This is a genomic window from Halobaculum sp. MBLA0143 (genome assembly GCF_041361465.1).
Lineage (GTDB): Archaea > Halobacteriota > Halobacteria > Halobacteriales > Haloferacaceae > JAHENP01.
In genome coordinates this window covers 628,380-640,559 of sequence record NZ_JBGKAC010000001.1, presented here as the reverse complement: position 1 = coordinate 640,559, position 12,180 = coordinate 628,380, and the positions used below count along the sequence as shown (strand labels likewise).

The window sequence follows — 12,180 nt, the reverse complement described above, 5'->3', positions numbered from 1 at the left end:
GTGACGAGCGTGAGTCTCCTGGGCGTCGGAGTGGAGGTGGGTGCGTTCGCGCTCGTCGGTCTCCTGGGTGGTGCCCACTGTCTCGGGATGTGTGGCCCGTTGGTGACGCGGTACGCGGCTGCCGGCGGCGGCCCAGACGGCCGAGTGACGCTCCGGGACGTGCGCCAACAGGGACTGTTCACCCTGGGTCGGATCGCCGCGTACGCGGCGTGGGGCGCGGCGTTCGGCGCGCTCGGCGACGCCGTCGTCCGCGGCGGCGGGCTGTTCGTCGCCGTCGACAGTCTCCGAGGCACGGTGGGCGTGCTCGCGGGGGTGGCGGTGCTGGCAATCGGCGTCGGCTACCTCCGCGGCCGACCGTTGGATCCCGGCAGGCTGCCGCTGCCGGGCGTCGGCGGCGCGTTCGCGCGGGTCGGCCGGGCGGTCGGCCGGCGAGCGGACGCCTGGGCCGACGGCCCGCGTGTGGCGTTGCTGGGAACCGTCCACTCGATACTGCCGTGTCCGTTGCTGTACCCCGCGTACCTGTACGCCTTCGCCCGCGGGTCGCCCGTCGCCGGGGCGGTGGCGCTGACCGCGCTCGGCGTCGGCACCGCGCCGGCGATGGTGGGGTACGCGACCGTGATCGGCGCGGTGCCGGCCAGGTACCGGTCGCGGCTCCACCGCGCGCTCGGGGCCGCGTTTCTCCTCCTCGGGCTGGCGCCGTTGCTCCACGGACTCGCACTGCTCGGCGCCCCGGTGCCGACGCTCCACCTGCCACACTACGGGGGTGTGCCGACGCCGTGACGGACGGAAGCGACGGCCGTGACGGGAGCGACGCCGGCGCGCGCGGCGAGGGGGACGAGAGCCCCCCTGGCGACACCACCACCGTCGACGACGCGACCTGCACGCTGTGTGGGCTGGCGACCCCGGACCCGCCCGTCACGGACGCGGACGCTCCGGGGTCGTTCTGTTGTCGCGGCTGTCTGGAGGTGTCACGCACCCTGGACGACCCGGCCGGGACGGACGCCGCGGCCGCCCGCGACCGGGTGCGCGAGCAGTCGTCGTCGGCGTCCGTAGACGGCGAGGAGGCGTACCTCCGAGTGACGGGGATGCACTGTGCGTCGTGTGAGTCGTTCCTGGAGTCGCGGGCGGCGGCCGTCGACGGGGTCGCCGCCGCCGACGCCAGCTACCCGGCCGACGCGATGCGGCTGACGGTCGACGACGACGCGGACGTGGACCCGGAGACGGTCGCAGACCGGGTGTCCGGCGTCGGCTACGCGGCCGAGCCGTTGGACGGCGCGGGAGCGACTGACGACGCCGCCTCGGAGACCCTGGGGCGTATCCTCGTGGGCGGCTTCTTCGGGATGATGGTGATGGGGTGGTACGTCCTGTTCCTGTACCCCACCTACTTCGGACTGCCGTCGGACGCGTTGTTGTTCGACCTCCGGGGCGGAGCCGGCGGGTTCCTGTTGGCGAACGTCTGGGCGCTCACGAGTGTCGTCTTGGGCTACACCGGCGCGCCGTTGTTGCGCGGCGCGTACGTCGCCGTCCGGACGGGAGAGCCGAACATGGACTTACTCGTGTCGCTCGCGGCTGTGACGGCGTACCTCTACAGCACGGTCGCTCTGTTGGCCGGGCGCGTGGAGGTGTACTACGACGTGAGCGTCGTGGTCGTCGTCGCGGTGACGGTCGGGAGCTACTACGAGCGCCGCGTCAAGTCGCGGGCGGTGTCGGAGCTGACGGACCTCACCCGCGAACGGGTGACGGAGGCGCGTCGCCGGACGGCCGACGGGACCGAGACCGTCCCGGTCGCCGAGGTGTCCGGCGGCGACGAGCTGGTGGTGAAGCCGGGCGAACGGCTGCCGACGGACGGCGAGATTCTCGACGGGGAGGCCGGCGTCGACGAGTCGCTCGTCACCGGGGAGTCGCTGCCCGTCCGACGGGGTCCCGGCGACCCGGTCCGGGGGGGCACGCTCGTCACGGACGGCCGGCTCGTCGTCGTCGCCGACGAGGCCGGCGAGCGGACGCTGGACCGGGTGGTGTCGCTGCTGTGGGACGCCCGGGGGGACGGCGGCACGCCACAGCGGCTCGCGGACGCGCTGGCGACCGTGTTCGTCCCGGTGGTGCTGTGTCTGGGCGTGCTGGCGTTCGCCGTCCACCTCGCGCTCGGCGCGACGCCGACGGCCGCGTTGCTGACCGGGCTCGCGGTGTTGGTCGTCTCCTGTCCGTGTGCGCTGGGGCTGGCGACGCCGTTGGCGACCGCGGCCGGCACGCGGGACCTGCTCGCCTCGGGGGTCGTCCTCGCGGACGGCAGCGCCGTCGAGGCGGCCGCCGACGTCGACACCGTGGCGTTCGACAAGACCGGCACGCTCACGGCCGGGGAGATGCGCGTGACCGACCTCGTGACGGCCCGCGAGCCGACGGCGGACGGCGGGGTCGCGGCCACGGGCGACGACACCGCCGAGCGGCCGGACGCCGGCACGGTCCTCGGGTACGCCGCGGCCGTCGAGGCACACTCCGACCACCCGGTCGCGGACGCGGTCGTGGACGCGGCACGCGACGGGCGGTTCGGGTCCGTTCCCGTCGGTGGCCCGGGCGCGACGGTCGACTCGTTCCAGGTCCACCCCGGGCGCGGCGTCGGCGGCCGGGTCGACGGTCGTCGGGTGCGGGTCGGCGGGGCGTCGTTGTTCGCGGACGCGACCGTCCCCGAACGCCTCCGCCGGGCCTACCACGGGGCGGACGACGACGGCGACCTCGCGGCGTACGTGGGCTGGACGGCCCCCGACGAGCCGGCGACGGCGACACCACGGGTCCACGGGGTGGTCGTCGCCCGCGACGACCACCGCGAGGGGTGGGAGACGGCGCTGTCGGAGATCGCGGCCGGCGGCGACGACGGCCGTCGGATCGTCGTGTTGACCGGGGACGACGGCGCGGCCGCGGACCGAGTCGCCGACGCGGACGCCGTCGACGAGGTGTACGCCGGGCTCCCGCCGGAGGCGAAGACGGAGACCGTCCGCCGGCTGAGCGAGGACGGGACGGTGGCGATGGTCGGCGACGGCAGCAACGACGCGCCGGCGCTGGCGGCCGCCGACCTCGGAGTCGCCGTCGCCACCGGAACGGAGTTGGCCGCAGACGCCGCCGACGCCGTCGTCGTCCGCCCGGATCTCCGGGCGGTCGAGGACGCGCTGTCGATCCTCTCGGACACCCGGCGTCGGGTTCGAGAGAACCTGGCGTGGGCGTTCGGCTACAACGCCGTCGCCGTCCCCGCGGCCGTGCTGGGCGTCGTCACGCCGTTGCTCGCGGCCGTGGCGATGGCCGCCTCCAGCCTGCTCGTCGTCGCCAACTCCACTCGGTCGCTCGGGGACACGGACGAGACGAGAGACACGGACGGTACGGGGGACACAGACGAGACGAGAGACACGAACGGTACGAGGGACACGCCCGACACAGAGACCGAGGTGTCACCGTGATCGGTCGTGGCCGACGCAGTCGGTTCCTCGTGAGCGTCTGTGGGCTCCAGGCGGGGTCGGCGCTGGTGTACCTCCTGGCGACGGACGCCGGGCTGGCGGCGCCGACGACGCTCGCGGTGCCGTTCGTCTGGCTGACGGCCGCCGCGACCGCGGTCCGGGTCGTCGACACGCCGTCGGTCTCCCGCCGTGTCGGCGTCGTCGCGGCCGTCGTCGGGGCCGGCTACACCCTCGGGCTGGCGTGGCTCACCGGGCTCGTCTCCGTGTCCACCGGCGACGCCGCCGAACTCCACCTCTTCACGCTCCCTCCGGGCTGGGGGCCGGCCGTGGGCTGGGACGGCCCGTTCGTCGCCGCACGGCTGCTGCCGTACCGCGTCGCCGGCTACCTCGCGGTCGGCTACCTCGTCGCCGTCGCGGCCGCGGAGACGCTCGCGGGCCACGAGAGCAACGGGACCGGTGTCTGCTCGGCCGCCGGCGGCGCCGTCGCCGTCGCGTCGTGTGCCGGCTGCTCGCTGCCCGTGGTGGCGTCGTTGGGCGCCGGACTCGGGTCCGCCGGGCTCGCTGTCGGCGGACTCGGACTGTCCACGTACCTCCTGGCGACCGCCTCGTACCTCCTGGCGGTCGCCGCGCTCGTCTGGCGTCGCCGACTCGCCCGCTGGCTGGACGGACTCCTGGCCCGGACGTCGCCGTCGTAGCCTCACTCGACGACGACGACGACGCCCTTCATTCCGATGGACCGATGCGGCTGGCAGTAGTAGTTCACTGTCCCCGGGTCGTCGAACGACCGCGAGTACGTGTGTCCCTCCGTCGCGGTGAGTCGACTCTCGAAGGCGGCGTCCTCGGCGACGACGTTGTGCGAGGCGCCGCGGCCGGTCCACTCCCACACGACCTCCGTCCCGGCCGACACCCGGATCGCCGCCGGCCCGAACCCGAACGCGCCGCTGCCGTTCTCCACGCCGACTTTCACCGTCGTCCGGTCCGATCCGGTGCGGTCGACGACCCCGTCGAAGTTCTCGACGTCCGAGAGGTAGCCGTCGAACTGCTCGCCGCCGTCGTCGCCGCTCGCGGCCCCGGCACTACCGCCACTGCCGCTACCGCCGGCTGTCTCCGTTCCGTCGCCGCCGCCGGAGCACCCGGCGAGTGCGACCGCCACGGCCGTGCCTCCGACCCGGAGCGCCTCCCGTCGCGCGTGCTCTCCGTGCATCGACTCGGTCGGTAGGCGACCGGCGGGCAAGTCGCTCTCGCGCGTTCCCGACGCACGGGAAGAGATCGGGCAGGGGACCGGCCCGGCCGTCGAGTGACACCGTCGCCGAGGCGACTTCGCCGCCTGCGAAACTCTCAGGCGGCTCCGTCACCAACCGACTGTCGATGTCCGTCGTCTCCGCCATCCGCCGACCGGAGTACACCGGCGAGAACCGGTGTACTCCCTGCACTGTCGTCAACGTCGCGCTCGTGGCGCTCGCTGGGGCCGGTCTGGCCGTCGTCTCGCCGGTCGTCGCCGGCCTCGCGGTCGGGGTCGGGCTGGCGCTGGTCGCGCTCCGAGGGTACGTCGTCCCGTACACGCCGCAGTTCGCCCCGGCCGTCGCCGCGTGGCTGCCGATCCGGTTCGACCACGGCGGCGGCGGGAGCGGTGGAGGGGGCGGGAGCGGCGACGGCGCCGACCCCAAGACCACCCTCGCGGACGCGGACCGCGAGGCGGCCGACGACGAGGCGCCGAGTGGCGACGAGGTGACACGGGCGTTGCTGTCGGCCGGCGTGTTGACCGGCGAGGAACGGCTCCACCTCGGGGAGTCGTTCGAGCGGGAGTGGCTCGACGCGGTCCGAGAGCTACGGGCGGCCGGCGACGAGACGCTCGCGGCGCGGGTCGCCGACGCCGCCGGCTTCACCGACGAGGCGACGGTCGTCGCCGACGGCGTCCAGGTGGGCGGGCCGACGGGGACAGCGCTGTCGCGGCCGGCGGCGATCACGGACACCGCCAGCGTGGAGGCGCTGTCGTCGGCGGGCGTCCCGCCACGCTACTGGCAGCCGGCGACACGGCCGCTCCGGCTGTTCCTCCCGGAGTGTCCCGTCTGTGGCGGCGACGTGGAGGAGACTACCCAGGCGGAGTGTTGTGGCGGCGCCGGGGGCGTCTACGGCTCGCTGGCGGACGACGTGTTGGCGTGTGCCGACTGTGGGGCGGTGATCCACCGGTTCCCCGACGACGACACGGCGTAGCCGGCAACGCCGACGCAGTCGGCAGAGCTGGCCCAATCGACAGTGCTGACGCAATCGGCAGAGCTGGCGCAATCGACAGCGTCGGCGCAGCTACCGACTGTCCGACAGCGTCTCCTCGCTGATCGCCGCCGGCAGGAGTTCTCCGAGGCTGTACTCGACGACCGTCTCACCGTCCAGACAGAACACCGGCAGCGACTCGGCACAGAACTCTGCCAGCGTCTGGCGACACATCCCGCACGGCGTGACGCCGTCGCGGGCCGCCGACACGACCGCCAGCCGCGAGAACGCCGTGTGTCCTCGCTTGACAGCCTCGCCGACGGCCACCTCCTCGGCGTGCAGCGAGTTGGAGTAGTTCGCGTTCTCCACGTTACAGCCGACGAACACCTCGCCGTCGGCCGTCTCCAGTGCGGCCCCGACCGGGTACTCCGAGTAGGGGACGTGTGCAGACTCCATCGCCGTCTCGGCGGCCTCGAACAGGTCGGCTACCTCCTCGTCCATACCGGGGGTTACCCGGGTCGGGGCAAAAACACACCGAGACGGGGTTCGACAGCGACAAGCCGCCGCGGCTCAGAGTGTGGCTGTGACCGACGAGACGGACCGGCCGCTCCGGCCCGACGAGATCCAACCGGGCGGCAACGGCCGACGCTACCTCCTGGGAGCGGCCGCGACAGTCGTGGTGTTCGCCGGAATCGCCGGCTACACCCTCGGCTCGAACAGCCCCGCAGAGACTGTCAGACTGCTCAGCGTGCTCGTGTTGCCCGTCAGCGGCCTCTCGCTCGCGGCCTACGGCGTCGCCCTCGCCGGCGTCGTCGTGACCGGGCTGTTCACCGTCGTTCGGGTGCTGTCGCGGTTCGACGACGCAGCCGAGTGACGGCGACGCGTCGGGCCGCTTTTGTCCCAGGGGGACGAACCGCGCGTATGAGCGACGAGGCCGCAGTCGACGACGGCCCGAATCTCGATCCGGATCTGGGAACCGACAGGACTCGGCGTCGCCGGGCGGTGTTGTACGTCGCCCCGTTTCTCGCGCTCGGGCTCGCGGACGTGCTCCTCCTGCTGTGGTGGGGGATCAACCCACTGTGGGGGTTCATGATCCTCCCGCCGATCCTCTTCTGTTCCGCGTTGGCGTACCTCGCCTTCTCGACGGACTTCCTCGACGACCGAACCTGACCCCGGGCCACGAGCGACGGGCTAGTGTGACGACTCTCCCGCGGGTGCTCGCATCCCGTCGATCTTCAACACGAGCGTGTTGGCGGCCTCCTCTTTCCCGTCGACGGTCCCCTCGATGACGAGCTTCGACAACGGCGTCGGGCCGACGGTGACGCTGTCGCCGTCGCTGATGTGACGGATCGATCCCTGTGCCGTCACCTCCGCGCGACACAGCTCCGGGTGGTGGACGGAGGTGAGGTCGATCTCCTGGACGTTCAGGCTCTCCTGGTGTTCCCCTTCCAGCGCCAACGGCGTCGACGCCGGGTCGTCCATCTGTTGGACGTCCAACGCCTCGAACGCCTTCGTCGTCGGTCGGTATCCACCCTTCGGCCCGGGTACTCCCTCGACGAGTTGGAGCGCCTTCAGGCTCTGCATCTGGTTGCGGATGGTGCCGGCGTTGCGCCCCACCTCCCCGGCGATGGTCTCTCCTTTGACCGAGTCCTCCCGCTCCCGGTGGAGGTCGACCAGCGCAGACAGGATGTCACGCTGGCTCGACGTGAGTTCGATAGACGACATTTGCACCAGAGTTGCTCGCCTGTAGCTATAAATCCACGGAGTCGGGGGGCCACGCGGCCGACGAGCCGGTCGGCTTTTGTCTCCCGGCGACACAGCGGAGCGCGTGGGGCTGTACGACATCTACCTCGCCGTCCGTCACCGGCTGGAGGACGCCGACCCGCCGGACCACGTCGCGGTCGTCCTCACGGAGCGGGACCTGTTGGAACAGGGAGCCTACGACACCCTCTCGGACGTGCTCTCGTGGGCGTTCGACTACGGCGCCAGCCGCGTGACCGTCTCCGTGTCCGTCTTGGACGAGGCGGTCGTCGAGACGCTCGCACGCGAACTGGAGGGGGTGGAGGCCCCGCGGCCGCTCACCGTCCGCCGACCGGACGACACGGAGCGAGCGGACGCCCCCATCCAGGTCAACATCGGTCTCGGCGGCAAACGGGAGTTCGCCGCCGCCGTCAGAGAGATCGCCGAGGGCGTGGAGGCGGGGGAGTTAGAGCCCGACGAGATCGACGCCGAGGACGTAGAGCGGCGGCTCGTGTTCCCGGAGGAGCCGGACCTGGTCGTCAAGACCGGCGCCGAACGACTGTCGGACTTCATGATCTGGCAGTCCGTCTACTCGGAGCTGTACTTCACGGACGTGAACTGGCGCGACTTCCGGCGGCGCGACTACCTCCGGGCGGTGTTGGCGTACGAACGACGCCAGCGCCGGTTCGGCCGTTGACGAACTGTGCCTCGGTTCGGCCGTCAGAACCGCGCCGCGACTGTCCGTACACCGGAGAGTTCGGCCGTTGGAGGTGCTAACAGATCGGCTTCGGGTCCACTCCGACACCCGCCAGCCCGTCGGCGTAGTCGTCGTACGCCACCTGGATCGTGTACTCCGCCACCATCCGGGCGCGCTCCCAGTCGTCGTCGCCGTCGCACGACGACTCTAACAGCGTCAGTCCGCGTTCTAACTCCTCTCTGGTCTCCGACTTCAGCTCTCGGAACAGATTCGCGCGGGTCTCGTCGGCGTCGTTGACGAAGAAGGAGATCACCTGCGTGTGGGTCCTCTCGGAGACGAGCGGCCGGGCGACCAGCCCCGCGGCGACCCGTTCGACCGTGTCCGTCCGCTCGCGGAGGTACGTGTGCAACGGGCCGCCGTCGGCCGGGTCGTGGTCCGTGTCGTCGGCCGCGAGCGACGACACCACGCGGTCGCGGTGCTCCAGTTCCCGGTCGCGGGTCCAGGCGAACGCCTCGGCCGCCTCCGGGTCCGTCTCGGCGTCGGCCCACGTCCGGAAGGTCTCGTGGGCGGCGTGTTCGCTGTCGGCGGCCGCCGACAACACCGCCGTCCGTTCCAGTGTGGCGTCCGTCAGCGCGATCAGCAGTTTGTTCGAGGCGAGTCGGTCCAACTCCGTCCGTTTCGCCGACTCTAGATCCGTCTGGAACGTCTCTGCGTCCATGTTTCACCCTCGGCGTGTCCGGGCGTTAACGTTTCCCCGTCCCCCCGCCGAGTGAGGGCATGGACGACACCCCCGACTCGTTGGCCGGCGACAGCGTGACGGCCGAGACGCTGGCACGAGCGCTGCGCGACGGCGCGAGCGTCTCCGTCCTCGACCTCCGCGACCGCGACGAGTTCGAGGCGTGGGGCGTCGACGCCGCCGGCGTCACGGCCCGGCAGGTGCCACACGTCGAGTTCGTCGCCGCCGGCGTGACCGGCGACCCGCTCGACCCCCTGCCCGACGACCTCGCCGATCCCGTCGTCGTCGTCTGTGCCCGCGGCGCCGCCTCCGACGACGTCGCCGCGACCCTCCGCGAACACGGTCGACGGGCGGTCAACCTCGTCGGCGGCACGGCGGCGTACGCCGAGACGCTGCTGGCGACCGACCTCCCGGCGCCGACGGGCGTCACGGTCAGACAGTACCAGCGTCCGGCGTCCGGCTGTCTCTCCTACCTCGTCGCCGTCGGCGGTGACCTCGGCGCCGAGGGCGGCGACTCTGGAGACACCGAAGCCGACGGGGACGCAGTCGTCGTCGACCCACTGCGGGCGTTCGTCGACCGCTACCGCGGAGACGCGGCCGGTCTCGGCGTCGAGGTCCGGACGGTCGTCGACACTCACGTCCACGCCGACCACGTCTCGGGCGTCCCGGCGCTAGCGGCCGCGACCGGCGCGACGCCGGCCGTCCCCGCCGGCGCGACGGAGCGGGGACTCGACGCGACGCCGGAGACACGGCTGCTGGAGGACGGCGACACAGTCGCCGTCGGCGACCGGACGCTCCGGGTGCGTCACACCCCCGGCCACACCCACGAACACGTCGCGCTCGTCGGCCTCGAACACCTGTTCTCCGGCGACGCACTGTTCACGACGAGCGTCGGCCGGCCGGACCTGGAGGCGGGCGCCGGCGAGCCCGCCCGCGACCTCGCGGCCGCCGCCTACGACAGCCTCCACGACCGACTGCTGGCCGTTCCCGACCACACCGTCCTCGCGCCGGGACACGCCGCCGACGTGGCGAACACCCGCGACGGTGCCTTCACCGCCCGCGTCGGCGATCTCGGCTTCGATCTCCTGTCGCTCTCTCGTGGGGCGTTCGTCGACGCCGTCTCCGCGGAGCTGCCGCCGCGGCCGAGCAACTTCTCGGAGATTGTGGCGACCAACCTCGGCCGGCGGTCGATGGACGACGACCACGCGTTCGAGGCGGAACTCGGGCCGAACAACTGCGCCGTCGCCGGGGATTGAGTTCGAGACTGGCGTCGACTCCGAGACTGGCGTCGACTCCGGGCCCGAACCGGATCAGTCGTCGGCGGCCGCCGTCTCCTCGCCTTCGACGCGGCCGTCGCCCTCGATGCTCGGGGGGTACGTCCCGCGGTCCAGCTTCAGGTCCGACGCCGGTCGCGCCATACACGTCAGAGCGTACTCCTCTGCTTCCTCCTCCGTGAGCGCCCGCGCGACGGCGACCCGTTGGTTCACCTCGCCCTCGACGATCTCCGCGGAACACGCCAGACACATACCGACGCGACAGGAGTACTCCTGGGCGATCCCGGCGTCGAGACACGCCGCGAGGATCGTCTCCGTGTCCGAGACCGTGATCTCCTCGCCGGTCCCGACGAACTCCACGGTGTAGTCGGTCATACTCTCTCGGTGGTGTGGTCCCCCCGAAAACCTTGTTATCCCGCTCGCGTCGGGATCGCCCCACGGCGCCGATCCCGTCGCGTGGCGACACCGTTTCGGTGCCGGAGCCCACAGACGAACGTATGGCAGAGATCGACCCCGGCGAAATGCTGCCCAACGAGCGCGTCCAACAGATGGCGGCCGACGGCGAGGTGACACAGCTCCACCGCGGCCACGCCTACGCGGAGGAGGGTGACACCTTCGAGATCGACGGCACCACCTTCGAGGTGACGGATATCACCCACCGCACCCTGGGCGACCTCACCGACGAGGACGCACAGGCGGAAGGCTCCGAGGACTTAGAGGCGTACAAGCGCCGGATGAAGATGGTCCACGGCGGCAACTTCGAGTGGGACGACGACAGCGAGGTCGTCCGGCACGCCTTCGAGGCGGTTTAGCGCCGATTGGCCGCACAGGCATTACAGTATACCCCCGACTCGTCGACTACTTCTCCGAGGGTGTTCTCACCGCATCGGTTACACGTCAGTTCAGGCACATGGCACGGGGTTTCACACAGAACATCCATCGAGAGGCCGCAGCGCTCACAGGAGAGAAACGGATCGATACCGTCTGGGCTTGTGACGATCATCTCGTGGTCGCCCTCCTCACAGGCGTTGTGTGGAGCAGTCGCCTCCTCGTACGGGACCTGTTCAACGAGCTTGTAGGTCGGTGTGTTGCAGATCGATCGTGGGTTCTCGTCCCAGAACACTCCGTCCTCGTACTGCTGTGTTGCCATCCAGAGACCGAATTCGGTCGGTTCCTGGGTGAGTTCGTACACGTCGAGCATCACGAACGTCTCGTCTATCTCACAGTTCAGGTAGACGTTCCCGACGAGCCAGTGTCGTAGGGACGCGCGGGTTCGGTCTGCGTACCCCGAGAAGAACTCGGCCATCTCTGGGACTTCGTCCGTGCAAATGCGGGCCGCCACCCGGCAGCAGTCGTACAGGGTGAACAACGGTGCAGCCGGATCACATCCCGTGACGGTGGTGTGAAAGTCAAGCGGGGCGAGTTCGCTCAGACATTGTCGTATCGGTTTCAGTTCGTATGGAAGAGGACCGTTGTCAACGATGTTAGCGAAGTAGGCCATTACATGCTCTGTTCCGGCGAGGGCCCCTCTTCCACCGACACGCTCGCTAAGCGCCGATTCGACCAACTGCTGCCTGTACCGACGTGTCTCGATCCGTCGCTGGCACGCCTCGACCGCCTCCCCGAAGTCGTCTCTGTCCGTCAGCTGTCGGTCCCTGTCGATCCGAACGGTCACCGTCTCCTGTGTCCGCCACGTCGGTGTCGACTCCCAGAGGTCGGTCCAGACGATGTCTTGCAGGAACTGGTAGTAGAGGTCCCCTGTCGAGTCTTCGTAGAACACGAAGGCGATCGGGACCGGACTCCCCCAGTAGGAGTCGAACAGATCGGTGCTGATCGAACGGCTGACGGACTCTCCGCCGTCGAACGACTCGGCGGCCTTCAGTTGGACATAACAGCTGAACGGTGTCAGTTCGGTGTGCTGTTCCTCCTCTCGCCTGGCCGGGCTCGCCAGTTGAACGACGAAGTCGAGCCCGAAGTCGTTCTCTAAGTCGTTAACGGCCCAGCCCTCGAACGCCGACTTCAGTTCCGTCCGGGAACGTTGTTCCAGCGCCTGATTCGAGGAGATCTTCTTGCCCACAC

The 12,180-nt window shown here is 70.8% G+C and carries 15 protein-coding genes; 9 read left to right on the top strand and 6 right to left on the bottom strand.

What is annotated here, in order from left to right:
• Window positions 1-9: 9 nt before the first annotated feature.
• The 3 genes from RYH79_RS03340 to RYH79_RS03330 are packed head-to-tail and all read left to right on the top strand — an operon-like array spanning window position 10 to window position 4,138.
• Entirely contained in the window at window positions 10-780 is a 771-nt protein-coding gene (locus RYH79_RS03340) for a sulfite exporter TauE/SafE family protein (protein WP_370896217.1), read from the top strand.
• A complete protein-coding gene (locus tag RYH79_RS03335; RefSeq protein WP_370896215.1) occupies window positions 777-3,446 on the top strand; it encodes a heavy metal translocating P-type ATPase in 2,670 nt (889 codons plus the stop codon). The genes RYH79_RS03340 and RYH79_RS03335 overlap by 4 nt, the downstream gene beginning before the upstream one ends.
• On the top strand, window positions 3,443-4,138 hold the full coding sequence (locus RYH79_RS03330) for a DUF7546 family protein (protein WP_370896213.1): 696 nt from the start codon (window positions 3,443-3,445) through the stop codon (window positions 4,136-4,138). The genes RYH79_RS03335 and RYH79_RS03330 overlap by 4 nt, the downstream gene beginning before the upstream one ends.
• Before the next feature lie 2 nt (window positions 4,139-4,140).
• Here the strand turns inward: RYH79_RS03330 and RYH79_RS03325 are convergent, their stop codons facing one another.
• Window positions 4,141-4,647, bottom strand: coding sequence for a halocyanin domain-containing protein (locus tag RYH79_RS03325; RefSeq protein ID WP_370896211.1), 507 nt, complete (start codon window positions 4,645-4,647; stop codon window positions 4,141-4,143).
• A 164-nt stretch (window positions 4,648-4,811) separates the two neighbouring features.
• Here RYH79_RS03325 and RYH79_RS03320 point away from each other — a divergent pair, with 164 nt between their 5' ends.
• On the top strand, window positions 4,812-5,657 hold the full coding sequence (locus tag RYH79_RS03320) for a DUF8054 domain-containing protein (RefSeq protein WP_370896209.1): 846 nt from the start codon (window positions 4,812-4,814) through the stop codon (window positions 5,655-5,657).
• Between the two features lie 90 nt (window positions 5,658-5,747).
• On the opposite strand, the gene cdd is transcribed toward RYH79_RS03320, so the two are convergent.
• Entirely contained in the window at window positions 5,748-6,155 is a 408-nt protein-coding gene (cdd, locus tag RYH79_RS03315; RefSeq protein ID WP_370896207.1) for a cytidine deaminase, read from the bottom strand.
• Window positions 6,156-6,237: 82 nt separating this feature from the next.
• Here cdd and RYH79_RS03310 point away from each other — a divergent pair, with 82 nt between their 5' ends.
• Window positions 6,238-6,528, top strand: a complete 291-nt coding sequence (locus RYH79_RS03310; protein WP_370896205.1) for a DUF7520 family protein — start codon at window positions 6,238-6,240, stop codon at window positions 6,526-6,528.
• Window positions 6,529-6,575: 47 nt separating this feature from the next.
• Window positions 6,576-6,824, top strand: a complete 249-nt coding sequence (locus RYH79_RS03305) for a DUF8142 family protein (protein ID WP_370896203.1) — start codon at window positions 6,576-6,578, stop codon at window positions 6,822-6,824.
• Window positions 6,825-6,845: 21 nt separating this feature from the next.
• Here the strand turns inward: RYH79_RS03305 and RYH79_RS03300 are convergent, their stop codons facing one another.
• Window positions 6,846-7,379 (bottom strand): Rrf2 family transcriptional regulator, encoded by a 534-nt coding sequence (locus RYH79_RS03300; RefSeq protein WP_370896201.1) that lies wholly within the window; start codon window positions 7,377-7,379, stop codon window positions 6,846-6,848.
• Window positions 7,380-7,482: 103 nt separating this feature from the next.
• Here RYH79_RS03300 and RYH79_RS03295 point away from each other — a divergent pair, with 103 nt between their 5' ends.
• Window positions 7,483-8,091: an undecaprenyl diphosphate synthase family protein gene (locus tag RYH79_RS03295; RefSeq protein WP_370896199.1), complete on the top strand. Its 609-nt coding sequence runs from the start codon at window positions 7,483-7,485 to the stop codon at window positions 8,089-8,091.
• 76 nt (window positions 8,092-8,167) lie between these two features.
• Here the strand turns inward: RYH79_RS03295 and RYH79_RS03290 are convergent, their stop codons facing one another.
• Window positions 8,168-8,809, bottom strand: a complete 642-nt coding sequence (locus tag RYH79_RS03290) for a rubrerythrin family protein (protein ID WP_370896197.1) — start codon at window positions 8,807-8,809, stop codon at window positions 8,168-8,170.
• 59 nt (window positions 8,810-8,868) lie between these two features.
• Here RYH79_RS03290 and RYH79_RS03285 point away from each other — a divergent pair, with 59 nt between their 5' ends.
• Window positions 8,869-10,083 carry an MBL fold metallo-hydrolase gene (locus RYH79_RS03285; RefSeq protein WP_370896195.1) on the top strand — a complete coding sequence of 405 codons (1,215 nt, stop codon included), beginning with the start codon at window positions 8,869-8,871 and terminating at the stop codon, window positions 10,081-10,083.
• Window positions 10,084-10,137: 54 nt separating this feature from the next.
• Here the strand turns inward: RYH79_RS03285 and RYH79_RS03280 are convergent, their stop codons facing one another.
• Window positions 10,138-10,476 (bottom strand): 2Fe-2S iron-sulfur cluster-binding protein, encoded by a 339-nt coding sequence (locus RYH79_RS03280; protein ID WP_370896192.1) that lies wholly within the window; start codon window positions 10,474-10,476, stop codon window positions 10,138-10,140.
• Between the two features lie 122 nt (window positions 10,477-10,598).
• On the opposite strand from RYH79_RS03280, the gene RYH79_RS03275 reads away from it, so the two are divergent.
• Window positions 10,599-10,913: an ASCH domain-containing protein gene (locus RYH79_RS03275; protein ID WP_370896190.1), complete on the top strand. Its 315-nt coding sequence runs from the start codon at window positions 10,599-10,601 to the stop codon at window positions 10,911-10,913.
• Here RYH79_RS03275 and RYH79_RS03270 read toward each other — a convergent pair.
• Window positions 10,910-12,178: a DUF4365 domain-containing protein gene (locus RYH79_RS03270; protein ID WP_370896188.1), complete on the bottom strand. Its 1,269-nt coding sequence runs from the start codon at window positions 12,176-12,178 to the stop codon at window positions 10,910-10,912. The genes RYH79_RS03275 and RYH79_RS03270 overlap by 4 nt on opposite strands.
• Between the last annotated feature and the right edge of the window lie 2 nt (window positions 12,179-12,180).

What these genes read in the sequence shown, in the direction of transcription:
- RYH79_RS03325 (WP_370896211.1), bottom strand. Translation starts at nt 4,647, where the DNA reads ATGCACGGAGAGCACGCGCGACGGGAGGCGCTCCGGGTCGGAGGCACG.
- RYH79_RS03320 (WP_370896209.1), top strand. Translation starts at nt 4,812, where the DNA reads ATGTCCGTCGTCTCCGCCATCCGCCGACCGGAGTACACCGGCGAGAAC.
- cdd (WP_370896207.1), bottom strand. Translation starts at nt 6,155, where the DNA reads ATGGACGAGGAGGTAGCCGACCTGTTCGAGGCCGCCGAGACGGCGATG.
- RYH79_RS03305 (WP_370896203.1), top strand. Translation starts at nt 6,576, where the DNA reads ATGAGCGACGAGGCCGCAGTCGACGACGGCCCGAATCTCGATCCGGAT.
- RYH79_RS03300 (WP_370896201.1), bottom strand. Translation starts at nt 7,379, where the DNA reads ATGTCGTCTATCGAACTCACGTCGAGCCAGCGTGACATCCTGTCTGCG.
- RYH79_RS03290 (WP_370896197.1), bottom strand. Translation starts at nt 8,809, where the DNA reads ATGGACGCAGAGACGTTCCAGACGGATCTAGAGTCGGCGAAACGGACG.
- RYH79_RS03285 (WP_370896195.1), top strand. Translation starts at nt 8,869, where the DNA reads ATGGACGACACCCCCGACTCGTTGGCCGGCGACAGCGTGACGGCCGAG.
- RYH79_RS03280 (WP_370896192.1), bottom strand. Translation starts at nt 10,476, where the DNA reads ATGACCGACTACACCGTGGAGTTCGTCGGGACCGGCGAGGAGATCACG.
- RYH79_RS03275 (WP_370896190.1), top strand. Translation starts at nt 10,599, where the DNA reads ATGGCAGAGATCGACCCCGGCGAAATGCTGCCCAACGAGCGCGTCCAA.